24 protein-coding genes are annotated in these 25,887 nt (G+C 74.0%); 12 read left to right on the forward strand and 12 right to left on the reverse strand.

Going from position 1 to position 25,887, the window contains the following annotated elements; translation table 11 throughout:
* Positions 1–85: 85 nt before the first annotated feature.
* The 3 genes from AVL61_RS08590 to AVL61_RS08600 form a co-directional block, all read right to left on the reverse strand.
* Positions 86–1,690 (reverse strand): ABC transporter permease, encoded by a 1,605-nt coding sequence (locus AVL61_RS08590; protein WP_058873939.1) that lies wholly within the window; start codon positions 1,688–1,690, stop codon positions 86–88.
* Positions 1,687–2,643: an ABC transporter ATP-binding protein gene (locus AVL61_RS08595; protein ID WP_058873940.1), complete on the reverse strand. Its 957-nt coding sequence runs from the start codon at positions 2,641–2,643 to the stop codon at positions 1,687–1,689. The genes AVL61_RS08590 and AVL61_RS08595 overlap by 4 nt, the downstream gene beginning before the upstream one ends.
* A 153-nt stretch (positions 2,644–2,796) precedes the next feature.
* Positions 2,797–3,894 (reverse strand): acyltransferase family protein, encoded by a 1,098-nt coding sequence (locus AVL61_RS08600; RefSeq protein ID WP_058873941.1) that lies wholly within the window; start codon positions 3,892–3,894, stop codon positions 2,797–2,799.
* 282 nt (positions 3,895–4,176) lie between these two features.
* Between AVL61_RS08600 and AVL61_RS08605 the strand changes: the two genes are divergently transcribed.
* Both AVL61_RS08605 and AVL61_RS08610 read left to right on the forward strand, forming a co-directional pair.
* On the forward strand, positions 4,177–5,175 hold the full coding sequence (locus AVL61_RS08605; protein ID WP_058873942.1) for a hypothetical protein: 999 nt from the start codon (positions 4,177–4,179) through the stop codon (positions 5,173–5,175).
* A gap of 83 nt (positions 5,176–5,258) precedes the next feature.
* A complete protein-coding gene (locus AVL61_RS08610; RefSeq protein WP_058873943.1) occupies positions 5,259–5,744 on the forward strand; it encodes a hypothetical protein in 486 nt (161 codons plus the stop codon).
* Between the two features lie 19 nt (positions 5,745–5,763).
* Here the strand turns inward: AVL61_RS08610 and AVL61_RS08615 are convergent, their stop codons facing one another.
* Positions 5,764–12,330 (reverse strand): DUF3320 domain-containing protein, encoded by a 6,567-nt coding sequence (locus AVL61_RS08615; RefSeq protein ID WP_058873944.1) that lies wholly within the window; start codon positions 12,328–12,330, stop codon positions 5,764–5,766.
* A gap of 344 nt (positions 12,331–12,674) precedes the next feature.
* On the opposite strand from AVL61_RS08615, the gene AVL61_RS08620 reads away from it, so the two are divergent.
* Positions 12,675–13,964 (forward strand): cytochrome P450, encoded by a 1,290-nt coding sequence (locus tag AVL61_RS08620; protein WP_058873945.1) that lies wholly within the window; start codon positions 12,675–12,677, stop codon positions 13,962–13,964.
* Here AVL61_RS08620 and AVL61_RS08625 read toward each other — a convergent pair.
* Positions 13,922–14,764 carry an SDR family oxidoreductase gene (locus AVL61_RS08625; RefSeq protein WP_058873946.1) on the reverse strand — a complete coding sequence of 281 codons (843 nt, stop codon included), beginning with the start codon at positions 14,762–14,764 and terminating at the stop codon, positions 13,922–13,924. The two genes, AVL61_RS08620 and AVL61_RS08625, sit on opposite strands and share 43 nt — an antisense overlap.
* Positions 14,765–14,877: 113 nt before the next feature.
* Here AVL61_RS08625 and AVL61_RS08630 point away from each other — a divergent pair, with 113 nt between their 5' ends.
* Positions 14,878–15,378 (forward strand): pyridoxamine 5'-phosphate oxidase family protein, encoded by a 501-nt coding sequence (locus tag AVL61_RS08630; protein WP_058873990.1) that lies wholly within the window; start codon positions 14,878–14,880, stop codon positions 15,376–15,378.
* 134 nt (positions 15,379–15,512) lie between these two features.
* On the opposite strand, the gene AVL61_RS08635 is transcribed toward AVL61_RS08630, so the two are convergent.
* Complete coding sequence (locus AVL61_RS08635; RefSeq protein WP_058873947.1) at positions 15,513–16,736, reverse strand: cytochrome P450; 1,224 nt, start codon at positions 16,734–16,736, stop codon at positions 15,513–15,515.
* A 103-nt stretch (positions 16,737–16,839) separates the two neighbouring features.
* Here AVL61_RS08635 and AVL61_RS08640 point away from each other — a divergent pair, with 103 nt between their 5' ends.
* Together AVL61_RS08640 and AVL61_RS08645 are read left to right on the forward strand one after the other, a co-directional pair.
* Complete coding sequence (locus AVL61_RS08640; RefSeq protein WP_058873991.1) at positions 16,840–17,379, forward strand: DUF488 domain-containing protein; 540 nt, start codon at positions 16,840–16,842, stop codon at positions 17,377–17,379.
* Entirely contained in the window at positions 17,367–17,699 is a 333-nt protein-coding gene (locus AVL61_RS08645) for a cupin domain-containing protein (RefSeq protein WP_058873948.1), read from the forward strand. The genes AVL61_RS08640 and AVL61_RS08645 overlap by 13 nt, the downstream gene beginning before the upstream one ends.
* A 53-nt stretch (positions 17,700–17,752) precedes the next feature.
* Here AVL61_RS08645 and AVL61_RS17840 read toward each other — a convergent pair whose 3' ends face one another.
* Entirely contained in the window at positions 17,753–17,920 is a 168-nt protein-coding gene (locus AVL61_RS17840) for a hypothetical protein (protein ID WP_157571350.1), read from the reverse strand.
* A gap of 200 nt (positions 17,921–18,120) precedes the next feature.
* Between AVL61_RS17840 and AVL61_RS08650 the strand changes: the two genes are divergently transcribed.
* Positions 18,121–18,780 carry an SDR family oxidoreductase gene (locus AVL61_RS08650; RefSeq protein ID WP_058873949.1) on the forward strand — a complete coding sequence of 220 codons (660 nt, stop codon included), beginning with the start codon at positions 18,121–18,123 and terminating at the stop codon, positions 18,778–18,780.
* An 84-nt stretch (positions 18,781–18,864) separates the two neighbouring features.
* On the opposite strand, the gene AVL61_RS08655 is transcribed toward AVL61_RS08650, so the two are convergent.
* The gene (locus tag AVL61_RS08655) at positions 18,865–19,314 is read right to left on the reverse strand and encodes a nuclear transport factor 2 family protein (RefSeq protein WP_082697039.1); all 450 of its coding nucleotides are present in this window, start codon (positions 19,312–19,314) and stop codon (positions 18,865–18,867) included.
* Positions 19,311–19,946, reverse strand: a complete 636-nt coding sequence (locus AVL61_RS08660) for a nuclear transport factor 2 family protein (RefSeq protein ID WP_058873951.1) — start codon at positions 19,944–19,946, stop codon at positions 19,311–19,313. The genes AVL61_RS08655 and AVL61_RS08660 overlap by 4 nt, the downstream gene beginning before the upstream one ends.
* A gap of 132 nt (positions 19,947–20,078) precedes the next feature.
* Here AVL61_RS08660 and AVL61_RS08665 point away from each other — a divergent pair, with 132 nt between their 5' ends.
* The 4 genes from AVL61_RS08665 to AVL61_RS08680 are packed head-to-tail and all read left to right on the forward strand — an operon-like array spanning position 20,079 to position 22,292.
* Positions 20,079–20,561, forward strand: coding sequence for a pyridoxamine 5'-phosphate oxidase family protein (locus AVL61_RS08665; protein ID WP_058873952.1), 483 nt, complete (start codon positions 20,079–20,081; stop codon positions 20,559–20,561).
* Positions 20,558–20,896 (forward strand): acylphosphatase, encoded by a 339-nt coding sequence (locus AVL61_RS08670; RefSeq protein WP_197412671.1) that lies wholly within the window; start codon positions 20,558–20,560, stop codon positions 20,894–20,896. The genes AVL61_RS08665 and AVL61_RS08670 overlap by 4 nt, the downstream gene beginning before the upstream one ends.
* Before the next feature lie 45 nt (positions 20,897–20,941).
* Positions 20,942–21,913, forward strand: a complete 972-nt coding sequence (locus AVL61_RS08675; RefSeq protein ID WP_058873953.1) for a cation diffusion facilitator family transporter — start codon at positions 20,942–20,944, stop codon at positions 21,911–21,913.
* A complete protein-coding gene (locus AVL61_RS08680) occupies positions 21,903–22,292 on the forward strand; it encodes a YqfO family protein (protein ID WP_058873954.1) in 390 nt (129 codons plus the stop codon). The genes AVL61_RS08675 and AVL61_RS08680 overlap by 11 nt, the downstream gene beginning before the upstream one ends.
* Here the strand turns inward: AVL61_RS08680 and AVL61_RS08685 are convergent.
* Both AVL61_RS08685 and AVL61_RS08690 read right to left on the reverse strand, forming a co-directional pair.
* Positions 22,267–22,716, reverse strand: a complete 450-nt coding sequence (locus AVL61_RS08685; RefSeq protein ID WP_058873993.1) for a DUF779 domain-containing protein — start codon at positions 22,714–22,716, stop codon at positions 22,267–22,269. The two genes, AVL61_RS08680 and AVL61_RS08685, sit on opposite strands and share 26 nt — an antisense overlap.
* A 31-nt stretch (positions 22,717–22,747) precedes the next feature.
* Positions 22,748–23,518: a spermidine synthase gene (locus tag AVL61_RS08690; RefSeq protein WP_231738334.1), complete on the reverse strand. Its 771-nt coding sequence runs from the start codon at positions 23,516–23,518 to the stop codon at positions 22,748–22,750.
* Positions 23,519–23,611: 93 nt separating this feature from the next.
* Here AVL61_RS08690 and AVL61_RS08695 point away from each other — a divergent pair, with 93 nt between their 5' ends.
* Positions 23,612–25,147, forward strand: coding sequence for a DHA2 family efflux MFS transporter permease subunit (locus AVL61_RS08695; RefSeq protein WP_082697040.1), 1,536 nt, complete (start codon positions 23,612–23,614; stop codon positions 25,145–25,147).
* Between the two features lie 11 nt (positions 25,148–25,158).
* On the opposite strand, the gene AVL61_RS08700 is transcribed toward AVL61_RS08695, so the two are convergent.
* Positions 25,159–25,773 (reverse strand): cyclodeaminase/cyclohydrolase family protein, encoded by a 615-nt coding sequence (locus tag AVL61_RS08700; RefSeq protein ID WP_058873956.1) that lies wholly within the window; start codon positions 25,771–25,773, stop codon positions 25,159–25,161.
* Between the last annotated feature and the right edge of the window lie 114 nt (positions 25,774–25,887).

A 25,887-nucleotide genomic window follows, 5' to 3' on the forward strand; every position in this document is an offset into this window, starting at 1 on the left:
CGGATCTCTCGTGCCGACCAGACTTCCCGGCTCACCTGGTGTGCCAGTCTACGGACAATCGTGGTGTGCGCCACCTGCGGGGCCCTCAGGCGAGCAGGTCCCGGCGGCGGAAGCCGGCGGCGGCCGCGGCCAGCAGCGCGACCCCGAGCGCGGCCAGGCCGAGCAGGGGCGCGGCCGCCCAGTCCTCGGACGGCACGAGCGGTGTCAGCTGGACGGGGGAGAGGTCCATCGCCCATCCGGGCAGGTCCAGGAGCAGGCCGAACCACGCGACGAACACGATGTGCGCGACCACGGCCCAGCTCAGGGCGGCGGCCCGCGGGGCGAGACCCACCAGGGCGGCCGTGAGCCCGGCGGTCACGAGCACGGCCGGGAAGTACGCCAGGGCCGCCAGGGCGAGCTCACCGGTCCAGCGCAGGTCGCCGGTGGTCGCGGTGACCCCCGCCCCCAGCGCCGCCCCGGCCAGCAGCAGGGCCAGGAGGGACTGCACGACGACGACGGCGAGCCAGCCGAGGGCCCAGCGCGTCCGGGGAAGGCCCGTCGTCAGGGTGAGCGCCGTGCGGCCGGACTCCTCCTCCGCACGCAGCCGCAGCACGGCCGAGACGGCGAACGCGACCACCCCGAGCGCGAGGTAGGACAGCATCGCGGCGGCGAAGGACTCGGTGAGGGCGTCGAGGTCCACCACGAGCCACTCGGTGATCGACGGGATGTCCGCGATGCTGTCCTCCAGGGAGTCGGCCAGGGAGCCGAAGGCCAGCCCGAAGAGGACGAGACCCGCGGTCCACCCGAGGAACGTGCCGCGCAGCAGGCGGCGCGCCAGCCCGGTCGCGGAGAGCAGGGACGCCGCGGCCGTCGCCGGGCCGGGGCGTCCCCGCCGCAGCCCGGCGCCCAGGTCACGCCGCTGGGCCAGGAGCACGGCCGCGCCCAGCAGCACGCCCGTCAGCGCCGCCGACAGCGCCAGCGGCCACCACCGCAGGTCCACGTAGAGCCGGGTCTGCTGGGCCCACGCGACGGGCGAGAACCAGGACAGCCACGAGCCGGTGGGCTCGATGACGTCCCCGATCCCGCGCACCAGGAAGGCCGCGCCCAGCACGGCCATCGCCGCGCCGGAGGCGGCCCGCGCGTGCTCGGTGAGCTGGGCGGTCACGGCGGCCACGGACCCGAAGACCAGGCCCGTGAGCGCGGTGGCCAGTCCCCAGGCCACCGCGTCCGCGCCGCCCAGCCCCGCCGCGAAGAGACCCGCCGTGATCCCGGCGCCGACGGCCGCGTCCGCCACGGCGACCGCCCCGAGGGCGGCCGCGGCCGGGGCGAAGCGGCCCACCGGCAGCGCGCGGACGACCTCGAGCCGCCCGGACTCCTCCTCGGCCCGCACGTGCCGGCTCGCGAGCAGGATGCTCATGATGGCGGTGGCCACGAGCACCGACAGGCTCAGCTCGTTGACCGTCATGGCGCCCAGCGTGTAGTCGTCCGCGCCGAAGGCCGGGCCGGTCATCATCACGGCGGAGGGGTTGTCCAGCAGGGCCGCCCGGGCCTGGCGGGCCTCGCCGTCCGGGAACGTCTCCTCGAGGGCGAGCACCGTGGCGTACACGGTCCCGGTGAGCGCGAGCACCCACACGAGGATCCGCACCCGGTCCAGGCGCAGGTTGAGCCGGAAGAGGCGGCCGGTCGCGGCCCACGGCTCGGCGGTCCTCATCGGGGCGCCCCCGCGTCCCGGCCGGCGCCGTGCGGGGTCCCCTCCCGGTCGGCGGGCCCGGCCGGGCGGTCGCCGTAGTGGCGCAGGAAGAGCTCCTCGAGCGAGGGGGGAGTGACGGTCAGGTTCTGCACGCCCAGGTCGGCGAGCGCCCGGAGGACCTCGGGGACCCGGGCGTCGTCGACGTCGAAGCCCAGCCGCCCGCTGTCGTGCACGAGGTGGTGCACGCCGGGCAGCCCGGCCAGCGCGCCGGGGTCGGCGGACGTCGTGGCCGTGACGGCGGAGCGGGTGAGGTGGCGCAGCTGGGCGAGGGTGCCGCTCTCCACGTCCCGGCCGGCGCGGATGATGGTGACGGTGTCGCACAGCTTCTCGACCTCCGCCAGGATGTGGCTCGAGAGCAGGACCGTGCTGCCCTGCCCGCTCAGCCGGCGCACCTCGTCGGTGAACACGGCCTCCATCAGCGGGTCCAGCCCGGAGGTCGGTTCGTCCAGGACGTACAGCTCGGCCTCGGCGCTCAGGGCGGCCACCAGCGCCACCTTCTGCCGGTTGCCCTTGGAGTAGCTGCGCGCCTTCTTCGTGGGGTCGAGCTCGAAGCGCTCGACGAGCTCGTCGCGGCGGCGGCGCCGTCGTCGTCCGCCGCGGATGCCGGTGAGCAGGTCCACGATCTCGCCCCCGGTCAGGTTCGGCCACAGGCTCGTGTCCCCGGGGACGTAGGCGGTGCGGCGGTGGATCTCCACGGCGTCCCGCCAGGCGTCGAGGCCCAGGACCGTGGCCGTCCCCGCGTCCGCCCGGAGCAGACCCAGGAGCACCCGGATCGCCGTGGACTTCCCCGAGCCGTTGGGGCCCAGGAAGCCCGCGACCTGCCCCGGGGCCACGGTGAGGTCGAAGCCGTCCAGGGCCGCGGTGGGGCCGAAGGTCTTGACGAGCCCGCGGGCCTCGATCACCGGGGTGTCCATGGGTGCTCCTGACGGGTCGGGGCGGCGGCGTCACGGGTGCTTGCCCCTCACGCTAGGCACCGTCCGGGTGCCGGACAAGGCGGCTCGCCCCGGGGTGCGGGCCGTCCGGGCCCCGGGGCGGTGACGGCGCGAGGAGCCGTCGGCCCGGCCGGCTCAGTCCGGGCGGTGCGCCGGCACGGCCCGGGGGGACGGGTCCTCCGCGCCGGAGGAGGGGACCCGGCGGTCGGGCCGGTCGCGGGGATCCATCCACGCCTTGGCCCGCAGGGCGGGCTTCTCGACGAGGGTCCACGACAGCAGCGCCAGGGGCGCCGTCAGCAGGAGGACCAGCAGGGAGTTGACGGCGACGCCCCACGACGCCGTGCCGAGCAGCACGAGGAGCTGCTGCACCGGGTACGCGTAGATGTAGACGCCGTAGGAGAGATCCGTGCGCGTGGCCCAGTTCTCGGACCGGGCCGCGCCGAGGCCGAGGAGCAGCACGGCGAGCGGCAGCTGCCCGTACAGGTCCGCCCAGCCCAGGTCCGTCAGGACGCCGTAGACGACGCCGGCGCCCGCCACGTGCACCCAGGTGGGGCGCCACCTCCCCGCCCAGGCCCAGACCGCCGCGCCCGCCAGGAAGTAGCCGACCAGCCGGGCGCCGTGCAGAGCGAGGTGGCTCGTGACCTCGAGCGGGCCCTCGGCCAGGGGGCGGAGGACGAGCACGAGGAGGAACAGCGCCGGGAGCACCCACCGGGCGTGCCGTGCCGCGACCGCGAGGCTCAGGACGAGGCCGATCAGCACGTAGGCCAGCGCCTCGTAGAACAGGGTCCACAGGGAGCCGTTCCAGGAGTCCGGCGACGGGACCCGGGTCAGGGTCCCGTCGATGCCCCACTGCGAGATCCTCAGATCGGCGTTGTGCAGCACGAAGCCGGCGGCGGAGGCGAGGTCGAAGCGCGTGCCCTCGACCGCGGCCGCGATCGGCGCGAGGACCACGGCCACCACGAGCAGGCTCACCAGGAAGGCCGGGTAGATGCGCAGGAGGCGCCGCCAGAGGTACGGCACCAGTCCGGTCCGCACCCTGCTCTCGGCGATGAGGTAGCCGCTGAGGATGAAGAATCCGTTGACGGCCACGTCGGACAGGACCTCGAGGCTCGGGCCGTCCGCACCGGTCAGCGGCCAGGCGTGGCCGAGGACCACCAGGGACGCCAGGGCCAGGCGCAGGGCGTTGAGGCGGTTGTGGCGGTCGCCCAGTCGTTCTTGGAGAGTCGTGGCCACGGCAGGTGCCTTCCGGACGGGACGGGCAGCGGGGCCGGAGCGGTCTGCTGCAGGACGGGGATCGATCCCCCGGGGGCCGGACCGGACTCCGGCCGGCGCCCCGAGCACCAGTTTAGTAATGCAAACGCATGATCTGGCGGCGGTGGTGCACAAGTGGGGACGGGCGTCCGGGCCCGTGCGGCGCACCGGCTGTCACAAAATGCCCGGTGGCCGGCGGCGCTAACGCCCTGGTAAGGGGCCGTGCCAGGCTGGACGCAGATCCGCTCGAGGAAAGGGGCTCCCGTGCTGGAGATCCGCAGCGACGCCCAGGACCGGGTCACGGGCCCCGGTCGGCGCGCCTCCGCGCCGACCGCTCCCGGCCGGCGTCCCCGCACGGCACCGGTCGTGCTGCTGGGCCTGGGCGCGGTGCTCGTCGTCGTCGCGCTGGCCGCCGGACGGGCGTGGTCGGGGCCGCTCCTCGACGCCGGGGCCGTCCTGCTCACCGTGGGCGGGGTGGGGCTGCTCCTCGACGCCGCGCTGGCGCGCTGGCGCGGCGCGTGGCCCGTCGAACCGCCACGTCCCCCGGCCCCCGCCCCGGCGGCGCCCCGGGAGGACCGGCTGGGCCTCGTGGGGGTGCGCGAGGAGCTGGACGTGGTCGACGTGCTCCGGGGCGTGGGCCCCGGGCAGGAGCTGTGGTGGCTGGACACCTTCCCGCTGACGCTGGCCGGCGACCTCGATGCCATCCACAAGGCGCTCGGCGCCGGGGTCCGCGTCCGGCTGCTGGTCCTCGACCCGAGGTCGCCGGCGCTCGCGTCCCGGCTCCGGGAGATCCGCCACCACTACGGGCTCTCGCCCATGGACCTGCGGCGCAGCTTCGACACGCTGGTCCACCAGCTCCGGGCGCTGGGGGAGCTGGACCCCGTGGTCGCCGAGCGGCTGGAGGTGCGGGTCCACGACGGTCCGCCCGGTGCCCCGATCTACCTGGTGCTCGGGGGTCCCGCCGCGACCGAGGAGCCCGTGACCGACCAGCCCTCGACCGGGCAGCCCGCGGCGGAGCCGCGCGAACTGCAGGTGCTCCGAGCCTTCAGCAGCTACTTCCTGCTCGACGCGAGCCAGGACATGCCCTACCTCGAGTGGCGGGACGGGCCCTTCGCCGGCCGGCTGCACGCCTACGCCCGGCACAAGTGGGCCGAGGGGCGCACGGTCTTCCCGACCGAGTCCGCCGACCGCTCGGCCTCGGCCTTCAACGTCCGGCCCGGCGCGGCGCGGCGCACGGCCGGAGGCAACGCCGGGAGCGCCTGACGCCCGGGCCGGCTCGTCGCCGGTGCCCCGGTGGTGCGCCGCGGCCTGTGGCGGTGGGACCATAAGTCTGCTGAGATGTCAGCATGGACGTTTCGGATTTCAAGACCCTGTTCGGCGACGACATCCGGGCCTGGCTCGACTGGGGCGCGCTGGACGACGGGAACACCCGGGTCGAGGACCTGGTGATCTCCTCCCGGCAGGAGCTCGGCGACCTCTACACGGTCTGGCACGTGGACCCCGAGGGCAACCCCGGGGAGTGGTCCCATCCGCAGCACCGGCCGCAGACCCTGGCCCAGGCGGCGGAGAAGCAGTGGCCCGAGGACCGGCAGGCCAAGATCGAGCACATCCGGCAGGAGCTCGCGGAGGAGTCGGGGCCCGTCCAGCTGACCGTCCCGGCGTACCGGACCGAGGGCTCGCTCGTGGTCCTTGACTCCAACCACCGCCTCGTGGGCGCCTACCTCTCCGGGGCGGACCTGCGCGTGCTGCTGGTCGTGCTGGACGGCCCCTCCTCGTCCCTGGTCCTGCCTGCCACGGCGCAGATCGAGAACGACAAGGCGGACCGGATCTGAGGTGCTGCCCGCCGGCCGTCTACGATCCCGGGAGCACCAGAACCTCGTCCTGACGCACGAGCCGGCCGTCACGCTCCATCAGGTCGAGCACCTGCTGATAACGCTCCCGGATCTCCCGGCCGGTCCGGTTGAACCCGAAGACGTCGTTGAGCGCCTGCATCACGTCGACGACGGGGGACGGGCCGTCGGAGCGAAGCACGTCGAGCACCGCGTTGCCGATCTCCTGCGGAGCGATCTCGGTGACACGCCGCTTCTCCCCGTCGGCCGGGGTCCTGCGGTAGCCGGTGTAGTTGTCCGGCGTCATGCCCTCCGGCCAGTAGAAGGTGCCGAGCACCGTCCTGCTGCGCCGATTCTTCGGCAGGCAACCCAGGATGGTCTCCTGCCGCTGAGCCTGTACCCGCTGCAGTCCGAAGCGGTTGGCGAGCAGACGTGCCAGTCGCTGCGCCTCGATCGGTCCCTCCGCGGCGACGATCTCCTCGAGGTGCTCCCGCACCAGCTGCTTGTTCGTCGGTGCTGTGATGGTATCGAGCACGGCCCGGTCCCCTGCGACCCGGTGAGGAGCGGGCTGGTAGGAGCCCGCCGTCGCATCCTGCTCCGCCGGGGAACTCGGCCGGACGGAACCGAGGGGCTCGATCTCGGCCGGATCCTCGGGTGCCTGCGACTGCCGTGAGGCCGTTCCCACGTTGCCGGCCACGAGAACGTGGTCCTCGTCCGGTCCCGGCGCCGTGGGCGGAGCACCGATCAGGACAGGCTCGCGGTCGGGCCCGCCGCCACGCTCGGCAGCGGACTCCGAAGGAGCCTGCGTGGCCCCGGTCTCCTGCCCGTCGTCGACGGCGTCCTGTGCGGGCGGCTCGTCGGGCTGCCTGACGGCTCGCTGCGCGGTGTCCGCGATCTCCTGGACCACAGCGCTGCGGGAACGGATCCACGCGGGCAGCCAGACCCTTTCGAGGTGCCGCCAGCCCATGGCGCCGGTCAGCACCTGGGTCGGGAGCGCATCCCGGTCGGAGACGATGGTGCGCCGGGCCCAGGCCGGGCCGTCGAGGAGGAGACCGACCCACTCGTGCTCGGGGGATGTGCGTGCGGCGAGGTCCACCCGGAAGTTCGACATGCCGATGTCCTCGGCGACCTCCAGGCCGGCCGCACGCAGCGCCGCCGCGACGTCCTGCCGGTGCAGGTCCCAGGACTCACCGGTCGGGCGGTGGACGTCGTCGTGCCCGTGCTCGCGCGCGAAGACGAGGTACTCCCGCAGGTGGCGCAGACCCTCTGAGGAGGTGCGCGCCAGATCGATGTCCTCCGGGCCGAAGGAGCTGAAAATCCGGATGGCGCGGCGGGCACGGGTGATCGCCACGTTGAGCCGCCGCTGTCCGCCGGCGGCGGTGAGCGGACCGAAGTTGAGCCGGAGCGTGCCGGTGTCCTTGTTCCGTGAGAAGGCGAGGGAGAACAAGACGACGTCGCGCTCGTCACCCTGCACGTTCTCGAGGTTCTTCACGAACAACGGGTCCTCGGCGCGCACCAGCGCGTTCTGGACGACGCGCACGGTGGACTGCTCGAGCTTGTCGAGGACCAGGTCCCGCTGCTGGGTGTTGAACGTGACCACGCCGATCGAGGCATCGGGGTCCTCGCGCAGCAGTTCCACGGTCTCCTCGACGATCCGCTGCGCCTCGACCTCGTTGGTGCGGGTGCCGCCGGCTCCGCCGTCGAACTCGCCGTCCACGCGCTCCCAGCTGACGCCGAGGCCGGGCCGGGGCTCGGGCGGGGCGGGGAAGCTGGAGAGCTCCCCGCGGTAGTAGCGTCGGTTGGAGAAGGCAATGAGGGACTCGTCCTGGCTGCGGTAGTGCCACGTCAGGCCGAGGCTCTGCACGTTGGAGTCGACGGCCTCGGTGAGGATGGAGTCCTGATCGGCGACGGTCAGCCCGTCCTCCCCGGGGCTGTCGAGGTCGTCGTCGCCGGCGGTGGCCGCGAACATCGAGCTGGGCGGCATCTGCTGGGAGTCGCCCACCACGACGACGGCCTTCGACCGGCCCATGGCCCCGATGGCGTCGGCCACCCGGATCTGGGAGGCCTCGTCGAAGACCACGACGTCGAAGTCCACGGCCCCGACCGGCAGGTACTTCGACACCGAGTGCGGACTCATGAGCAGGCACGGGGTGAGGTCCAGCAGGACGGGCCCGGTCTTCTCCATGATCTCCCGGATGGACCCGCCGCGCTTCTGGTGGATGAGGCGGTTGAACTCCGCCTGCTGCTTCGTCAGCTTCTCACGGTTGATGCCGGTGGCGGCGAGGACCTGCGCCGGCAGGTCCGAGCGCAGGCGGCGGCGCACCTGTCCGGAGAGGTCGAGGTAGCTCGCCACCTGGCGGTCGCGTGCGGCGGCGTCGAAGGAGGTCAGGTTCGCCTCCTCGAGCGTGTCCGACCGCACCTCGTGCGCCACGGCACGCTGGAGCCGCTCGGTGAGGCCGGTGACCGGCATCGTGCCCGCCCGCAGGTCGCGAGCCAGGCTGCCGAAGCCGGCGTGCTCCAGCTCCTGGAGCAGTGATTCCACGGCGCGGTAGCTCCGCAGCCGCCGGTCGCGCTGCCGGTCGACCTGGTCCTGCCACACGGATGCCGTCGCCGCGAGTCGGTCGAGGACGGAGGAGTCTTTGCGCCACCGGGCGACGGAGGCCTCCGTGGCGCCCAGGAACTCCACGGTCGACGACCACGCCTCCACGAAGGCGGCTGTCGTCGGGCCGAGCCCGATCCGGGTGGTGGCACGGCCGGTGGTGGAACCACTCGTTGTGGTGAACAGTGCGCTGAGGGCATCGTCCTGGTCCGGGAACGCGTCCAGGACGGGCTCCAGTGCTTCGGCGAAAGCCAGGACGGAGGCCGGTACCGAGAGCGGGTCGGGCGCGGTCAGCGACCACTGGAGGCCGGCGGGCAACAGGGTTCCGGTGCGGTACCGGAGGCCCTGTTCGTCATGCTGTACGGCGTGGAGGGCGTCCAGAAAGGTCGAAGGGTCTTCCAAGCAACTCGTGTCGGCCGAGACGACGAGGGGGCGCAGACCGTCGATGACCGCTTGCACGGCCTTCCGCTTTCCGAAGAGCTTGCCCTGGGCTTCGGCCAGGGCCTGCCGGTGGGCGTCGAGGTCGGCGGTGAAGGCGGCCGGGTGCAGCGACCGCAGGAGCGTCTCGTGCCGGGCGAGCACCTGCCGGATGTCGTCGAGGGCCCGGCGCAGCTCCTGGTGCCACGTCACGGTGAACACCTCGCGGTAGTGGGCCGGGGGCATCGCGCGGTTCGCGTCGACGTCCCGGAGCCAGGCGGCGAGGGTCCGCCAGTGCTCGACCTCATCGGTCGTGCGCAGCAGCGCGGCGACGCGTTCGTCGAGGCCGTGCAGCGCGGCAAGGAGCTGCTGGACCGGCTGGAGCACCGGGCCGCCGTGCTCGTCGTCCGACGTCTGCTCCGGACCGGCCAGCGACCACTCGTCCTGGTCCGGGGCGTGCCCGAGGTCGGGGAGCAGCTGCTCGAGGGCGCTCGCGGTGCGGAACACCGTCTCCGCGCGCTCGGGATCGGCCACCAGCGTGCCGGGGACGACGATGTCCTCCCGCAACTCCGTGCCCGTTGCGGAACCGGTGAGTGCGAGGACGTTCTGGTGGGCCTCCCAGACGCTGCGGCCCCGGGTGGGCCGGTGCAGGGCGTGCGGATAGCGGGCGAGGTCCGCGACGGCGGCGGCGTGCTGGTCCCGGAGGACGCCGAACGCCGACGACGGTGTGCGGACCCGGGCGTCCCACGAGTCCACGAGCTGGCTCCGCACGCTCTTGATGCTCTGCTGTCTCCCGTGCAGCTCGAGGGTCAGAGGTCCGAGACCGACCTTCTCGAGCCGCCCCCGTACGACCTGCAGCGCGGCCTGCTTCTCCGCGACGAACAGCACCTTGCGTCCTGCGGCGAGGCTGTCCGCGATCATGTTGGTGATCGTCTGCGACTTGCCGGTGCCCGGAGGGCCCTCGAGCACGAAGGTGCGCCCGGCCGTGGCCCAGGCGACAGCCTTCAGCTGCGAGCCGTCGGTGGGGACGGGCAGGTGGCGGCGTGCTTCGTCGTGCTCATCGGTCTCCGGAGCCTCGACCGGGTCGTCGAAGGGTTCCGTGGGGGTGTTCACGAGGTGCCCGACCAGGGGGTTGTCCAGGAAGGACTCCCAGTTCTCCGAGAGGTCCCGCCACATCTCGAGCGTCGAGAACTGCAGCATGGCCAGCCGGACGACCGGCTCCACGGTGAACGGCAGGCCGTGCAAAGCCAGGGTCCGCCGGAGCTCCTCGAAGACGTGGGCGACGTCCATGCCGCTGTCGTCGGCCGGGGGCTCGGCGAGCACGGGGATCTCGAGGCCGTAGTCCTGTTGGAGTTTCTCGATGAGGCAGTAGTTGGGCCGGGCCTCCGCGCCGTCCTCGACCTGGACGTGGAACGGCTGGTTCTTCCGGCCGGTGAGGGTGACGGGAAGGAGGAAGAGCGGGGCGAGGCCTTCCTTGCCCGCCCGGTCCTTCCAGGACAGGGCCCCGATGGTCACGAACAGGTTGTTGGCGCCGGTCTCCTCCAGGACGACCTTGGCCTTGCGGCGCAGTCCGTCCAGCGTCCCCTCGTGCCGTGCCGCGGTGTGGTCGGTGTGCACGACCAGCTCGTTGCGCAGCACCGCTTCGAGCACCTCTTCCGGAAGCTGTGCGGCGGAGTGCCGGCCCTGGGCGTTGTCGATCTCGGACAGGTCGTCGGCGGGACGCAACCGCAGCCGTTGCCCGCTGGCGAGGATGTCCTCGAGGTCGGGCAGGGCCCGCTCGGGCACGACGAAGGACACCGAGCCGGTCCTCTTCAGCTTCAGCAGCGGGTTGCGCATGGTCAGGTCCAGCAGCGCGGAGCGCCACCGCGCCACCCGGGCCGGGTACACGGTGCGGTCGACGGCGGCGCCGCTCCCACTGGCCGAGCGGCGTCCGGAACCGGTCCCGGGGAGGAGAGCCTCGGGAGCCTTCTCGACCTCGATGACGACGGTGTCACCCTCCACCAGCACACGGGGCAGCGGACGGATGCGGCGGTGCGCGGCGGCGACGTCGAGCACGTGCAGCACTTCGCCGTCGGAACCCCAGTGCCGGGCAGTGGCCTGCCGGGCGTCGTCGAAGCCGACGTCCTTGCCCTCGACCAGAGCCGTGGTCTCGACGGGCAGCAGGAGGCCGCCGCGGACGAAGTTCTGGAGGAGACCGCGGTCGCCGAGCGCCAGCTCCGGAAGCTGCGCCTCGGCGGTGAGGAACCCGGCGAAGGCGTGGCCCGGGACTCGGACGACGACGGGGTTCAGGCCGGCCTGCTCGAGCGCCGCGGCGTAGGCGACCGTCAGGTCGAGACACGTACCCCATCGCTCGGAGAGCATCCGGTCCACGGGGCGGATCTTCTGCCCCGTGGACTCGAAGGACGCCGGGGGCTCGGTGTAGCGGATGCCGAAGGAGGCGAGGGCGTCGTAGACCGCCCGGCCGATCTCCACGGCTCGTTCGGATCCGCTCTGGTAGCCGTCCAGCGAGGAATCGCCGGTGCGCTCCTTCAGCAGGTCGGCGGCGCGGTCGAGGATCTGCCGGACAGCCGGGGCATTGGGCGTGATGAAGGCCGCCAGCAGTTCGGGGATCGAGCGGGCGTACCACTCGTCCCGGGCCAGCAGCCGCACGCTCGTGGTCCCGGTGGCCACCGCGCCGTCGACGGTGGCGTTGATCCGCAGCGACACGGTCCGCGCCTCGTCGAGGGCCGCGAAGGCGGTGTGGTCCAGCGGCCAGGCGACGTCCGTGCCGTCGAGCAGGACCTCGCCTCCCGGACCGACCGTCAGGGGGTCGAAGCGGCGCGGGGTCGCCAGCTCCTCGGAGGAGTCGTCGAGGACGAGGACCAGCTGCTCGAGCGCGTGAGGCGCCGCCCGGTCGGTGTTGCGGACCCGCACCTCGAGCAGCGGGCTGACCCCGTTGTTGACCAGGGCGTAGTTGACGGCCTCGCGGAACAGGACGGTGACGGCCAGGGGCCCGGACGTGACGGTCGTCGCGCGGGTGCCGGGCGGCAGGTCGTCCCGGTCGGCGGGGACACCCTCGAGCGCGTCCTGCGGCGACTCCGCCTCGATCGCCCGGCCGCTGATCTGATCCGGAACGTCTGCGGCGGGCTCGTGCGCCCCGGCGTCCGCGAGCGTCTTCTCCACCGCGGAAGCACCGGTCTCCTCGGCGGCGGGCGCCGCCAGGCCGAGGCTCTCCAGCAGCAGGCGCATGGTGTCGACGGCGCGCTCGGCGTCCGCAGCCGTGATCGTCAGCGGCTCGTGAGCGCAGACGTTGAGGGAATGCGTCAGCTCGCGCGCGTAGCTGCTGTGCAGGGGAGTGATCCGGTGATCGAACTGCTTCCACTCCTGGATCAAAAGGCGCAGCAGGAAGCGGGGATCACCGAGGCTGTACCTCCGGACTGGGCGGCCGTTGAGCTTGTCCTCCCGCTGCGCCTGAGCCACCCACGACTGCGGATCGCCCGGTTCGGGGGCGTGGTCCGCGACCCAGGGGCCGAGGGTGCGGGCCATGGCCAGAGCGGCGCGCTGGATCGCTTCGGACGGAAGGGTTTCGGGCACGGTCCGGCTCCTCGAGATGTGTGCAAAAGCAGATAGTTGAAAGTGTAGGAGTGGCCCTGGTCGCATTCGCGGTCCGGAGCGTCCGGCCTGTGGGCGAGTCGGCCCACAACCGAAGGTGCACTCGGGTGCCCCGCCAAGCCCACCGAGAAGGTCGAGCTGCCGGTATTCCCGGGCGAGCTGGACCTTGAGAAGCTGCACCGGACCCCGGACGTGATGCAGCAGCACGGCATCAGCGGTGACCCGCTCGACGTCGCGGTTCTCGTCGCGGAACCGGGGCGCTGACGTGCTCCAGGCCCCTGCCCTCGTCCGCCGCGCCGGTGCGATCCCGCGGCTACCATGACCCCATGAGCGACGACCCCCGTCCCGAGACCCGCTGCCCCGTCCCGCACGGCGACCGGCGCAGGACCGTCCCGCCCGATGAGCGCGGCGGGCCGCGGGTGGAGGTGCTCGACGGGGTGTGGCACGTGCGGTCCCTGCCCCTGGTCCGCCAGGTGCTGCGGGAGGCCGACGCCACGGTCCAGGCCGGTTTCAGCGCGGAGACCGCCCGGCAGGGCCTCACCGGTGACCACCCGCCCGTGCTCTACGCGGACGGTCCCGAGCACCGGCGCCAGCGCACAGCCACCGCGCGGTTCTTCACCCCGGCCGCGGTGAGCCGCCGCTACCGGGACCTGATGGAGGAGCGCGCCGACGAGCTGGTCGAGCGGATCCGGCAGGACGGCGGGGCCGAGCTGTCCGCGATCACCCTGCGCTACTCCGTGGAGGTCGCCGCCCAGGTGGTGGGGCTGACGAACTCGGACGTCGACGGCATGTCCCGGCGCCTCGAGCGCTTCTTCAGCGGCCCCGTCACCGGAGCCGCCGGTCCCGGCGGTGCGCCGCGGCGGCTCGCCGGCCGGGTGGGCGCCGTCCTCGGATCCCTGCGGCCGATGTGGGCGATGAACGCGTTCCGGCTCAAGGACGTGCGCCCGGCCATCAGGGCACGACGCGAACAGCCCGAGGAGGACGTGGTCTCGCACCTGCTCGCGGAGGGCTACACCGACCGGGAGATCCTGGTCGAGTGCGTCACCTACGCCGCCGCCGGCATGGCGACCACCCGCGAGTTCATCGCGGTGGCCGCCTGGCACCTGCTGGAGGACGACCGGCTGCGGCAGGAGTACCTCGCGGCCGACGAACCGGCCCGGCACGGGATCCTGCACGAGATCCTGCGCCTGGAGCCGGTGGTGGGCCACCTCTACCGCCGGACCACCCGGGACCTGGTCCTGGAGGACGGGGACGAGCGCCACGAGGTGCCCGCCGGGGCCCTGCTCGACCTCTACGTCCGTCAGGCGAACGCCGACGAGCGGGCGCTCGGGGAGGACGCCCGGCAGCTGTGCCCGGAACGGTCCCGGCCGCGGAGGATCCGGCCCGAGGTCATGTCCTTCGGGGACGGCGCCCACCGCTGCCCGGGCGGGTTCCTCGCGATCCAGGAGACCGACGTCTTCCTGCAGCGCCTGCTGCGGCTGCCGCTGCAGTTCGCCCACCCGCCGCGGGTCTCGTGGGTCGAGCTGATCGCCGCCTACGAGGTGCGCGACGTGGTGCTGCGGGTGCGGGCCGATCAGGGGTGGCGCACACCCTCCCCGGCGAGCACCGCCCGGTAGCCCTCCCGGTAGGTGGGGTGGCGGAGCTCGAGACCGGACTCCCGCAGCCGCCGGTTGGACAGCCGCTTCGAGCCCCGGGGCGGCGCGTCCGCCTCCGGGACGTCCTCGGGCCGGGGGACGCCGAGCTCCTGCGCCAGGAACTCGAGGACCTCCAGCTCCGGCACGGGCTCGTCGTCCGTGCCGAGGTACAGGGTGAGCGGCTGGGCGTCCATGGTGAGCAGGTGCACGGCGGCGGCCGCGGCGTCGTCCCGGTGGATGCGGTTGGTCCACGCGGCCCCGGCCGCGACGTCCCCGGAGCGCACCTTGTCGATCAGCCGCGTCCGGCCCGGCCCGTAGATCCCGGACAGCCGCAGGACCGTGCCGTGGGGGAACTGCTCGTGGAACAGCTCCTCGGCCTCCAGCAGGATCTGCGCGGTGGGGGTCGAGGGGTCCGGCGGGGTGTCCTCGGTGACCTCCCCACCGCCGGCGTCCCCGCAGACGGCGGTCGAGGAGATCAGGAGGGCGCGCCGGGGGAGGGCCCCGGCGGCGCGCAGCCCGTCGGCCACGTGCCGCAGCCCGTCGAGATAGGCCGCGCGGTAGGCCTCGGGCGTCCGTCCGTCCGCGGCCGTGGCGACGACCAGGAGCTCGACGTCGCCCGGCAGCTCGGGGACCTCCGTGCTCAGGTCCACCGCCAGCCCGGTCAGGGGCGGCGGCACCAGCTCCGCGCGGCGGCGCAGCCCCAGCACCTCGTGGCCCTGCTCGGCCAGCCGCAGCCCGATCTCCGTGCCCAGGTCTCCGCATCCCGCGATCACCACGCTCATGCCCCCGATTCTTCCACGTCCCGCTCCGGTTCCCCCGGCGGCGGCGGCCCCGTAGGTTGGAGGTGGCGGCCGGGCACGTCCGGGCGGCCGAGGCGCACGGGAAGGGGACGACGGTGGACTGGTACCGCAAGGACGTGGAGGAGCTCGGGCCCGAGGACTGCTGGGACCGGCTGCGGGCGGACGGCGTCGCCCGGCTGGCCGTCGTGGTGGACGGGGCGCCGGAGATCTTCCCGATCAACTACGTGGTCGACCATGGGACCGTGGTCTTCCGCTCGGGGCTGGGCACGAAGGTGAGCGGTGCGCTCGAGGGCCGTGCCGTGGCCCTCGAGATCGACGGGCACGACCCCGCGACCAGCACGGCGTGGAGCGTGGTCGTCAAGGGCGAGGCCGAGAGCGTCCGGCCCGGCCACGCCCTGATGGAGGCCCTGCAGCTGCCGCTGTTCCCGTGGCAGGAGGGGATGAAGGACCGGTTCGTCCGCATCCTCCCGACGACGGTGACGGGCCGCCGCTTCACCATGGCCGACCACGAGGCGTGGAACTCCCCGCTGGGCGGCGACCGGAGGACGCCCACCGGGTCGGCCCGCTGGGTGCCGCAGGACACCGACGGCGGCTGAGATCCCGCCGCCAGGACCGCGGCCCCGTCTCCCCGCGCCCTGCACCGGCACGGTGATCCCGGGCATCCAGGGGAGCACGGGGTCCGCCGCACTGCCCCGCAGCACGTCGGCGCGGCGCCCCCGGTGCCCGGAGGTCAGCGCAGGCGCAGCGGGACGGCGGCGAACCCGCCCACCGGCGGCAGCTCGCGCGTTCGCGCCCGGTCCCGGTCGGGCTCGATCCCGGCCGTCCCGGCCAGGACGGCGCGGGTCAGCGCCCGCAGCTCGAGGGTCGCCAGCGGCCTGCCGGGGCACACGTGCTTCCCGATCCCGTACACCAGGTTGTACGGCGCGTTCCCGGCCGGGTCGAAGGCGTCGGGATCACCGAACACCCGCGGGTCACGGTTGGCGGAGGCCCAGTTCAGGAAGACCCGGTCGCCGGCGACGAACCGGCGTCCGCCGACCGTGACGGGTTCGGTCGTGACGCGGCGGTTCACCACGAACGGGTCGTCGATCCGCAGGATCTCGTCGAGGACCTGGTCGAACTCCCGGTCCGGCACGCCTGCGCGCAGCCGCTCCTGCAGCCCGGGGTGGTCGGCGAGCCGGGCGAGCACCACACCCGTGCACAGCGCCATCGACCCCAGGTCACCACCCGTCCAGTTGCGCAGGACCGAGACGATCTCGTCGTCGGTCAGCTCCCTGCCGTCGACGCGTTCGCGCACGAGCTCGGTGGTGACGTCCTCGGGCGCGTCGTCACCGGTCTCCCGCCGGGCACGGGTCAGGGACCGGATGATCGCGTCGAAGCGCCGCGCCACCTCGGCGGTGCGCGCGCGGTCCCGGGAGCGCGTGGCGGCACGGTTGTCCTGCATCCACTGCAGCAGCTCGTCCTCCAGCCCGGCCGGCCACCCCAGCCAGGCGGTCTGCGCCCGCACGGCGTAGCGGGCACCGAGCTCGACGGCGTCGACCGGCCCCGGAACCCGGAGCTGCGCCACCAGATCCGCCGCGACGCGCTGCACCACGGGCTCGAGGGCGGTCATCCGTGCCCTCGTGAAGTACCGCTCCACGAGGGCACGGAAGGCCGTGTGGACGGGGCCGTCGAGGCCGTTCGGCACCTGGAGATGGCGGGAGACCCCGTTGGAGAAGGTCTCGTGGTCGAGCGCGGCCGCGACGACGTCGGCGTGGGCGAACAGCGTCCAGGCCCCGCTCGGACCGCGTGCCACGGGACAGCGCGCACGCATCGAGTCGTACACGGCCAAGGCGTCGCGACGGGCCCGCGGGCCGCGCGGGTTCCAGTCGGACGGGAGGGGGCCCGGTGCCGCGGCCGGACCGGGGTCCGCGTCGGAGTCGAGGCTGATCTCGTCGCTCGGCATGTGCTCCGTCATGCTCCCATGGTGCCCCGGACGCCCGGGATCGGGAACCCGCCGACGTCGCCCGGGGACGCCGCCGTCGCCGGTGCGCGTCAGCAGGATCAGTAGGGTGGGGGACATGACAGCGCACACCGTCTACACCGTGGGCCACTCCACGCGCTCCGCCGAGGAGTTCGTGGAGCTGCTGCGGGAGTCCGAGGTGCAGCAGCTCGTCGACATCCGCACGGTGCCGCGCTCCCGGACGAACCCGCAGTTCAACCTCGACGCGCTGCCGGGCACGCTCGCGGAGGCCGGCATCGCGCACAGCTACTGCAAGGGCCTGGGCGGGCTGCGTCCCACCTCGAAGGACTCGGTCAACACCGCGTGGCGCAACGAGTCCTTCCGCGGCTACGCCGACCACATGCAGACCGACGAGTTCCGGGCCGCGCTGGCCGAGCTGGAGCAGCTCGCCGAGGACCGCGTCGTCGCGATCATGTGCGCGGAGGCCGTCTGGTGGCGCTGCCACCGCTCGCTCGTGGCCGAGGCCCTCCTGGTGCGCGGGCACGACGTGCAGCACATCATGGGCCCCGGCAAACGGACCCCCGCGACGCTGCGGGACTTCGCCGTGGTCGACGGAGACCGGATCACCTACCCAGGAGGAGAACCATGCAGCACCTGAACGAGATCGCCCTGCAGCACCTCAACGAGGCCCGCCACGCCCCCCACGGGCGCAGCGCCGAGCAGCTCCTGCACCAGAAGGTGCTGCGCCAGACCCTGCTGGCCCTCAAGGAGGGTGCGGTGCTCGCCGAGCACGGCGCCCCGTACGCCGGGAGCCTGCAGGTGCTGCACGGGCGGATCCGGGTCAGCTCGAGCGAGGACCTGGTGCTCGAGGCCGGGCACCTGCACGTGATCCCCGTGGAGCGGCACTCCGTGGAGGCCCTGGAGGACGCGGTGTTCATCCTCACCGCGGTGACCGGCATCCAGGACGCCGCGGAGTAGACGCGCGGCGAGGGTGCGGCAGGGGGTGCGGTCCCGCCGCGGAGCGGCAGGGCTCAGCGGAGACCCAGGTGCTTCTCCCGGCGGTGGGCGATGAACACGCCGGACAGCGCGACCAGCAGCATCATCGCGGCGATGAGGGCGAGCGTCCACGCGCCGTCGAGCAGCGCGGCGACCAGCAGGACGAGGGCGATCGCGGACAGCAGGAGCTGGAAGATCAGCACGGGGGCAGCCTTCGGTCGGGAACAGGGGCCTCCTCGAGGCTACCCGAGCCCCGCCCGGCCCCGGGCGGTCGCCCGGGGCCGGGCGCATTCCCGGTTTCGCCCTCCGCGTGAGCCGTGTCCCTGCGACCGGTGGGGGGATAGCGTCGGGGACGAGCACCACGTCCCCTCAGCACCCGATCCGCACCCCAAGGAGCACATCCATGTCCCGCACAGCCATCATCGGCGGCCACGGCAAGGTCGCCCTCATCCTCGCCCAGCTGCTCAAGACCGGCGGCAACGACGTCACGAGCATCTTCCGCAACCCCGACCACACCGACGACGTCGAGAACACCGGCGCGACCCCCGTGGTCGCCGACGTGGAGCAGCTGTCCGTCGCACAGCTCGCCGACCTGCTCGAGGGCCAGGACGCCGTGGTGTGGAGCGCCGGCGCCGGCGGCGGCAGCCCCGAGCGCACCTACGCCGTGGACCGGGACGCCGCGATCCGCGCCATGGACGCCGCCGTGATGGCCGGGGCCAAGCGCTTCGTCATGGTCTCCTACTTCGGGGCCGGCCAGGACCACGGCGTCCCCGAGGACAACCCCTTCCACGCCTACGCCCAGGCCAAGGCCGACGCCGACGACCACCTGCGCGCATCCTCGCTGGACTGGACCATCGTGGGTCCCGGCGCCCTCACCGACGACGAGGCGAGCGGCAAGATCGACGCGTCCGGGGGAGAGCGGGAGGGCGAGCACGAGACCTCCCGGGCCAACGTGGCACTCGTGGTCTCGGCCGTGCTGGACGACCCCTCGACCATCGGCAAGACCATCGAGTTCTCCGACGGCGGCACGCTCATCTCCGAGGCGCTCGAGGTGCAGCCGTGACCGTCTGAGCACGGACCCGCCGGAGGGGCGGCCGCCGCGGACCCGGATCCCGGGCGCGGCGGCCGCCCCTCCTCCTTGCCGGGCTCAGGCCAGGAAGTCGGCCGCGCCGAGGGTGCGCGCGGGCGCGGCCTCCCCGGTCACGTCCAGGGCGGCGATCCGGCGCTCGGCGATCCGCCAGCCGCGCGGGGTGCGCACGAGCAGGTCCAACTGGTCCCCGCCCAGCGCGGAGCCGTCCGCGCGCACCACGAGCCACTTGCTCCAGGCCCGCACGCGCTCCGGGGCGAGCCGGCGCAGCACGGTGTCGGTGATCAGGTGCGGATCCCGGGTCCCGTCCGGGGCCCGCTCGGCGATCTCGGCGTGCCCGCGCGCCGTCCCGCCCGAGGACACGACGACCGCGTCCCCGGTGAACACCCGGTCGAGGTCGTGCCAGGCCCGGGCGTCCACGACCCGGGCGCACCGGCTGAGCACGGTGCCGATCTCGAGGGCGTCGGCGGCGGGCACCCGGTCCCACCCGGTCCCCGGCGCGGAGCTCATCGGCCGGCCCGCCCTGCGGCCGCGAGCACGGCGCCGTCGAACATCGCGTAGGCGTACGGGTCGGGCGCGTATCCGCCCTCGGCGAGCGCCACGGAGGCGGAGTCGTTGCGGGGCGCCACGGTGCGCCGCTCGATCCGCCACCCGTGCTCGGTGCGGCGGAACGTGTCGATGTAGTCGCCGCAGGCCACTCGCCGGTCCCAGGTCAGCAGCAGCATCCTGGACCAGGCCACGGCGGTGTCCGCGTCCACGGCCTCCACGATCGAGTTCAGCGTGTGCGTGGCGGGGAAGCGGGAGAGATCGACGGTCTCGGCGAAGCGCCGTACGCCCGCCGGGCCGGTGAACTCGCCCTGCGGCGCGCAGAGGCGGACCTCCGGCACGAAGACCTCCCCGAACATGTCCCACCGGCGGTTGTCCAGCAGGTGCGAGGAGAAGCTCAGGATCTCGTTGATCTCGATCCGGTCCTGGGCGCTGAGCGGCCCGGGGACGGACCCGCCGGCCTGGCCCGCGGACTCCCCAGCGGTCTTCTCCGCCGTCGTCCCTGCGGTCTTCTCCGTGATCTTCTCCGTGCTCTTCTCGGTGATCGTCTCGGTGTTCTCCTCGGCGGTCCGGTCCGGGACCCGTGCGTCGTCCATCGGCCTGCTCTGGTCCTCTCGTGGGCAGCGCGGACCGGTCCGGCCCGCCGGCGGATGACACGTGGTTCCGCCCATGATGAATTTCTCGGCCCGGCCGTGCCACGGGGCGCGGTCGTTCCCTAATCTGACCACATGAACACGCACCAGGATGACATCCAGCACATCGTCGAGTTCGTGAACCGCACCCGGGTCGGCATGCTCAGCACCCGGGAGCCCACCGGCAAGCTCGTCAGCCGCCCGATGACCGTGGTCGACGTCGCCCCGGGGGAGGACCTCAACTTCTTCACCAGCCGGGACACCTCCTCGGTCCGGGACGTGGCGGCCAACGACGCCGTCAACGTCGCGTTCGTGGGGGACCACGAGTGGGTCTCGATCTCCGGCGCGGCCGAGGTGGTCGAGGACCCGCAGGTGCTCGAGGGGCTCTGGTCCGACGCGCTGAAGGCGTACTACCCGGACGGGCCCGGCACCCCCGGCCTCGTGGTGCTGCGGGTCCGCACGGAGACCGCCGAGCACTGGCGCAGCCCCGGGACGGTGGCCACCGCGCTGCGCTGGGCGAAGGCCCGGACCAGCGGTGAGCAGATCGATCCCGGCGAGTCCACGGTGGTGGACCTGTGAGCCTGCCACCGATCCACTCCGGCGCCTCCGCCGGCCGGGACCCCGAACAGCTGGACCTCGAGGAGGACCTGCGCCTCACCGCCGTGGTGCACGGCTCCGTGCAGGGCGTCGGCTTCCGCTTCTGGACCGCCCGCCACGCCGAGCGGCTGGGCCTGCGCGGCTCGGCGGTCAACAACGCGGACGGCACCGTGGGGGTGATCGCCGAGGGGCCCCGGCGCGCGGTGCGGGACCTGCTCAAGGCACTCAACGGCGGCGGCACGCCCGGCGCCGTCATGAAGGTGGACTCCCACTACGGGCCCGCCACCGGGGAGTTCAGCGGGTTCGTCACCGCCTGACCCGCTCCGGCCGCCGGGCCGCGCCGGGCGTTCTACGATGAAGGCATGGCTCAGAACCACGCCGGGGACCGCGGGCGCGCGGAGGACGGGCACGACCACGGGCCCGGGCACTCGCACGCCGGTCCCGGGACCGACCGGTGGCGGATCGCCACCGCCTTCGGCATCACCGCGGCGCTGTTCGTCGTCCAGCTGGTGGGCGCCCTGTGGACGGGGTCCCTGGCGCTGCTCCTGGACACCGCCCACGTGCTCACCGACGCGGGCGGGCTGCTGCTCGCGCTGATCGCCGCGCAGCTGACCCTGCGCCCGCCGAGCGCCCGGCGCACCTGGGGCTGGCGGCGCGCGGAGATCGTGGCCGCGGCCCTGCAGGCCGGCGTGCTGCTGGCGGTGGGGCTGTTCGTGCTCGTGGAGGGCGTGCGCCGGTTCCTCGAGCCGCACCCGGTGGCCTCGGCCGAGATGCTGGTCTTCGGCGTCCTGGGACTGGCCGGCAACCTGGTGGCGATGGCGGTGCTCCTCGGGGGCCGGCGCTCCAATCTGAACCTGCGCGCGGCGACGCTCGAGGTGCTCAACGACGCGCTCGGCTCGGTCGCGGTGATCATCGCGGCCGTGGTCATCACCCTCACCGGCTGGATGCAGGCCGACGCCGTCGTCGCGCTGCTCATCGGGGCGCTCATCGTGCCCCGCACCATCCGGCTGCTGGTGGAGTCCCTGTCCGTGCTCATGGAGAGCGTGCCCCCCGGGCTCGACGTCGACGAGGTCCGCGGGCACATCCTCGAGCTGCCGCACGTGGTCGAGGTCCACGACCTGCACGCGACCCGGATCTCCTCCGACCTGCCCGTGCTCACCGCGCACGTGGTGCTCGAGGAGGAGTACTTCTACTCCGGCGGCTCGGCCGAGGCGCTGGGCCGGATCCAGCGCTGCGTGGCCGAGCACTTCCCGGTGTCCGTCCAGCACTCCACGATCCAGCTGGAGCCCGCCGACCACGACGAGCCGGAGGTGTGTGCGCCCCATGACTCCTGAGCCCCCCGGCACCGGGACCCACTGCCTGGTCGTCTACGTCCCCGTGACCCACGCCGAGCAGGTCCTCCGGGCCCTCGGCGACGCCGGGGCCGGGCGCGCCGGCCACTACTCCCACACCGCGTTCGTGAGCCGCGGCACCGGACGGTTCACGCCGCTGCCCGGGGCCCGCCCCACGATCGGGGAGGTCGGGACGCCGCAGGAGGTCGACGAGGTCCGCATCGAGACGCTGTACCCGGCGGCGGACCGCGAGCGCGTGCTGCGGGCGATGGCCGGGGCCCACCCCTACGAGGTTCCGGCCTTCAGCACGTTCCCGGTCCACGACCGGGGCCCGTCCTTCGACGAGCAGGGCCGGCTCAGGAGCCGTCCGGATCCTGCCTGAGCGCGGAGCGGATCAGGAACCGCTTGCCCTCCGGGGCCTCCACCGAGAAGCCGGACCCGCGCCCCTCCACCACGTCCACCGTGAGCAGGGTGTGCTTCCAGTACTCGAACTGCTCGCGCGAGATCCAGAACTCGAGCTCGGCCGTGGTCGGGTCCCCGGGCAGCGTGAACACGCCCAGCAGCACGTCCGCCGGGCCGGTGAGGAAGTCCCCGGCCGGATAGCACATGGGCGCGGAGCCGTCGCAGCACCCGCCGGACTGGTGGAACATCAGCCGTCCGTGCACGTCCCGCAGCGTGCCGAGCAGCTCCACGGCCGCGGGCGTCAGGGCCACGCGGGAGAACGTCTCGCCCTCGACGGCGGGGGCGGACTCCAGGACGGCGGTGCTCTCGGCGGCGTGCTCGACGGTGTTCTCGGGGGTGCTCACGGCGCTCCTCGGCTCGGCGGTGTGACCCACGCTACAGCCGCCCGAGCAGTTCCTCCAGGCCGAGGCCGTCCAGCACGCCCGCCGGGTGCGGCCCGGCCGCGGCGAGGGCGTCCGCCCACGGCCGGGGCAGGGCCCGGCGACCGCCCACGAGGACGAGGTTTCCCGGATAGCGGCCCGTGAGCAGCCGCTCCTCGGCCAGGCACCACACGTCGGCGAGCGCCTCCCGCGCCGCCCGCGCCTGGCCGGCGAAGAACGCCAGGCCGGGGTCGTCGCCCACGTTGACGACCAGCACCCCGCCGGGCGCCAGCAGGAGGGCGGCCTCGGCGTAGAAGGAGGCCTCCGTGAGGTGGTCGGGGGCGTCCCGGCCCGAGAAGACGTCGAGGACCACGAGGTCCGCGGTGCCGGGGGCGACGACGTCCGGCAGCGACGCCCGGGCGTCGTCGACGACGATCCGGACGTCCGCCCCCGCGGGCAGGGGCAGCGCCTCGAGGACGAAGGCGGGCAGCTCGCGCTCGAGCTCCACGGCCACCTGGGCGGACCCGGGCCGGGTCGCGGCCACGTAGCGGGCGAGCGTCAGGGCCCCGGCGCCCAGGTGGACCGCGGTGACCGGCGCGCCGGGCTCGGCGACGACGTCGACGACGTTGCCGATCCGCCGCAGGTACTCGTAGAAGATCTCTCCGGGGTGGGCGAGGTTCACGTGGGACTGCTCGGCGCCGCCGATGGACAGCACGAACCCGCCCTCGGTGAAGCCGTCGGGAACGATCTCGGCGTGCACGCCGGCGTCCTTGAGGTATCTGCGCATGCCGACCATTCTCCCCGGGCCTAGGATCTGGGGGTGACGTCCCGCCCACGGTGCGGACGTCGCTCTCCCCCTCTCGCCCGAAGGAACCCGCCCATGTCCCACGACGTCCCCCTGCCCGCCCCGACGGGTGCGCCCGCGCCCCCGGGCGCACCGGCCCCCGTTCCCGCCCCGCCGGCCGTTCCCGCCCCGCCGGCCGCGCCCGTCCCGCGGCAGCCGCCGGCGGCGGATCTCGCGGCCCGCGACCGCCTGGTCATCGGGCTGCTGCTCGCGTCCACCTTCGTGGTGATCCTCAACGAGACGATCATGGGCGTGGCGCTGCCGAGCCTGATGGCGAGCCTGTCGATCACGGCGGTCGCCGGCCAGTGGCTGACCACGGCCTTCATGCTGACGATGGCCGTGGTCATCCCGGTCACCGGGTTCCTGCTCCAGCGGCTGCACACCCGGCCCGTGTTCCTCGCCGCGATGGGCCTGTTCAGCGCCGGCACGCTGATCTGCGCCGCGGCGCCGGGCTTCGGCGTCCTGCTCGCCGGGCGGGTGGTCCAGGCGGGCGGCACGGCGATCATGCTGCCGCTGCTGATGACCACCGTCCTGACGCTCGTGGCGCCCACCCGGCAGGGCCGCGTGATGGGCAACATCTCGATCGTCATCTCGGTGGCCCCCGCCGTGGGCCCGTCGATCTCCGGGATCATCCTCAGCGTGCTCGACTGGCGCTGGATGTTCCTGGCCGTGCTGCCGATCGCCCTCGCCGCCCTGGTGCTCGGGGCGCTGCGGATGCCGAACGTGACCGAGCCCCGGGCGGCGTCCCTCGACGTCCCGTCGGTCGTGCTCTCCGCCCTGGGCTTCGGCGGGCTGGTCTACGGCCTGAGCACCATCGGGGAGGGCGCCGCGGCCGCCGTCCCGGCGTGGGCGCCGCTGGGCGTGGGCGCCGCCGGGCTCGCCGTGTTCGTGCGCCGCCAGCTCCGGCTCCAGCGCGCGGACCGGGCCCTGCTGGACCTGCGCACCTTCACGTCGCGGACCTTCACCGCGGCGACCGTGGTGCTGGGGCTCAGCGTGACCGCGCTGTTCGGCACGCTCCTGGTGCTGCCCCTGTACCTCCAGCACGTGCAGGGCCTCGACCCGCTGGCCACCGGGCTGCTGCTGCTGCCGGGCGGGCTGGTCATGGGCCTGCTCGCACCGGCGGTGGGGCGGGTGTACGACCGCTCCGGGCCGGCCGTGCTGCTCGTGCCCGGCACGCTCGTGGTGAGCGGCGCGCTGTGGAGCTTCACCCTCACCTCGGAGGAGACCCCGGTCCCCGCGGTCCTGCTCGCCCACGTGGTGCTGAGCACGGGCCTCGCCCTCATCTTCACGCCCCTGTTCACGGCCGGCCTCGGCGCGCTGCCGCACGAGCTGCACGCCCACGGCTCCGCCGTGGTCGGCACGGTGCAGCAGGTCGCCGGCGCCGCCGGCGCCGCGCTGTTCATCACCGTCATGACCCTCGGCACGGCCGCCTCCGGCGCGCCCGGGGTCGAGGCCGCCGCCGCCGGGGTCCGGGCGGCCTTCCTCTGCGGCGCGGTGATCTCGCTGCTGGCCGTCGTCGGCTCCTTCTGGGTGCGCCGCCCCGCCGCCCCGGAGCCGGCCGCGGGCGGCTGAGGACCCCGCTCTCAGCCCCGGACGCGCTCGCGGATCCGCCGGGTGAGCTCCGCGGCGTCCTCGACGGCCTGCTCGCCCTGGGTCAGCCCCGCGCGCAGCTCCTCCCGGACCGCGGCGTCCTTGAGGGAGCGGACGTTGATCTCGAGCGTGACCATGGCCGTGGCCACGGCGGCCCGGGCCGCCTCGGCGGCCGCCGCCACGTCGCTGAGGACGTTGGGGTTGCACCAGCCGGTCAGCTCGCGCGCGAGCCCCACGACCTCGGCGCCCACCCCGATGAGCGCCCGCGGGGGCTGCGCGGCGCCCGCCGTGGCCTCCTGGACCGCCCGCGAGCGCTCGGCCCGCTCCTCGTCGGTGTCCTTCGGCAGGCCGTAGGCGCCGGAGAGCGCGCCGAAGGCCTCGGCGTCGTCGTCCGCGAGGCCCAGGGCGCGCGGGATCAGCTCCTCGGCGCGGGCCGCCGCGCGCTCGGCCTGCGCCGCGTGCTCGGAGCCCGTGGAGTAGCGGGCGGACATGGCGAGCAGCGCCGCGCCCAGCGCCGCCTGCAGGGCTCCCGCGGCGCCGCCGCCGGGGGCGGGCTCGCCGGAGGCCATGCGCTCCACGTAGGCCCTGACGTTCTCCGAGCTGATCACGGTGTGTCCTTCCGGTGGTGGGACCCGGCGCCCGCCGAGGGGCGGGCGGAGGCGGTGACGTCCGCACGAGCCTAGCCGCCCGGCGGCGCCCGCGGGGCGTCACCGTCCCGGACT

It is taken from the genome of Kocuria rosea subsp. polaris, from assembly GCF_001483755.1.
Classification (GTDB): Bacteria; Actinomycetota; Actinomycetes; order Actinomycetales; family Micrococcaceae; genus Kocuria; species Kocuria cellulosilytica.

What these genes read in the sequence shown, in the direction of transcription:
- AVL61_RS08640 (WP_058873991.1), top strand. Translation starts at nt 16,840, where the DNA reads ATGACAGCGCACACCGTCTACACCGTGGGCCACTCCACGCGCTCCGCC.
- AVL61_RS08690 (WP_231738334.1), bottom strand. Translation starts at nt 23,518, where the DNA reads ATGCGCAGATACCTCAAGGACGCCGGCGTGCACGCCGAGATCGTTCCC.
- AVL61_RS08660 (WP_058873951.1), bottom strand. Translation starts at nt 19,946, where the DNA reads ATGGACGACGCACGGGTCCCGGACCGGACCGCCGAGGAGAACACCGAG.
- AVL61_RS08650 (WP_058873949.1), top strand. Translation starts at nt 18,121, where the DNA reads ATGTCCCGCACAGCCATCATCGGCGGCCACGGCAAGGTCGCCCTCATC.
- AVL61_RS08620 (WP_058873945.1), top strand. Translation starts at nt 12,675, where the DNA reads ATGAGCGACGACCCCCGTCCCGAGACCCGCTGCCCCGTCCCGCACGGC.
- AVL61_RS08625 (WP_058873946.1), bottom strand. Translation starts at nt 14,764, where the DNA reads ATGAGCGTGGTGATCGCGGGATGCGGAGACCTGGGCACGGAGATCGGG.
- AVL61_RS08695 (WP_082697040.1), top strand. Translation starts at nt 23,612, where the DNA reads ATGTCCCACGACGTCCCCCTGCCCGCCCCGACGGGTGCGCCCGCGCCC.
- AVL61_RS08595 (WP_058873940.1), bottom strand. Translation starts at nt 2,643, where the DNA reads ATGGACACCCCGGTGATCGAGGCCCGCGGGCTCGTCAAGACCTTCGGC.
- AVL61_RS08680 (WP_058873954.1), top strand. Translation starts at nt 21,903, where the DNA reads ATGACTCCTGAGCCCCCCGGCACCGGGACCCACTGCCTGGTCGTCTAC.
- AVL61_RS08655 (WP_082697039.1), bottom strand. Translation starts at nt 19,314, where the DNA reads ATGAGCTCCGCGCCGGGGACCGGGTGGGACCGGGTGCCCGCCGCCGAC.
- AVL61_RS08635 (WP_058873947.1), bottom strand. Translation starts at nt 16,736, where the DNA reads ATGACGGAGCACATGCCGAGCGACGAGATCAGCCTCGACTCCGACGCG.
- AVL61_RS08675 (WP_058873953.1), top strand. Translation starts at nt 20,942, where the DNA reads ATGGCTCAGAACCACGCCGGGGACCGCGGGCGCGCGGAGGACGGGCAC.
- AVL61_RS08665 (WP_058873952.1), top strand. Translation starts at nt 20,079, where the DNA reads ATGAACACGCACCAGGATGACATCCAGCACATCGTCGAGTTCGTGAAC.
- AVL61_RS08645 (WP_058873948.1), top strand. Translation starts at nt 17,367, where the DNA reads ATGCAGCACCTGAACGAGATCGCCCTGCAGCACCTCAACGAGGCCCGC.
- AVL61_RS08610 (WP_058873943.1), top strand. Translation starts at nt 5,259, where the DNA reads ATGGACGTTTCGGATTTCAAGACCCTGTTCGGCGACGACATCCGGGCC.
- AVL61_RS08590 (WP_058873939.1), bottom strand. Translation starts at nt 1,690, where the DNA reads ATGAGGACCGCCGAGCCGTGGGCCGCGACCGGCCGCCTCTTCCGGCTC.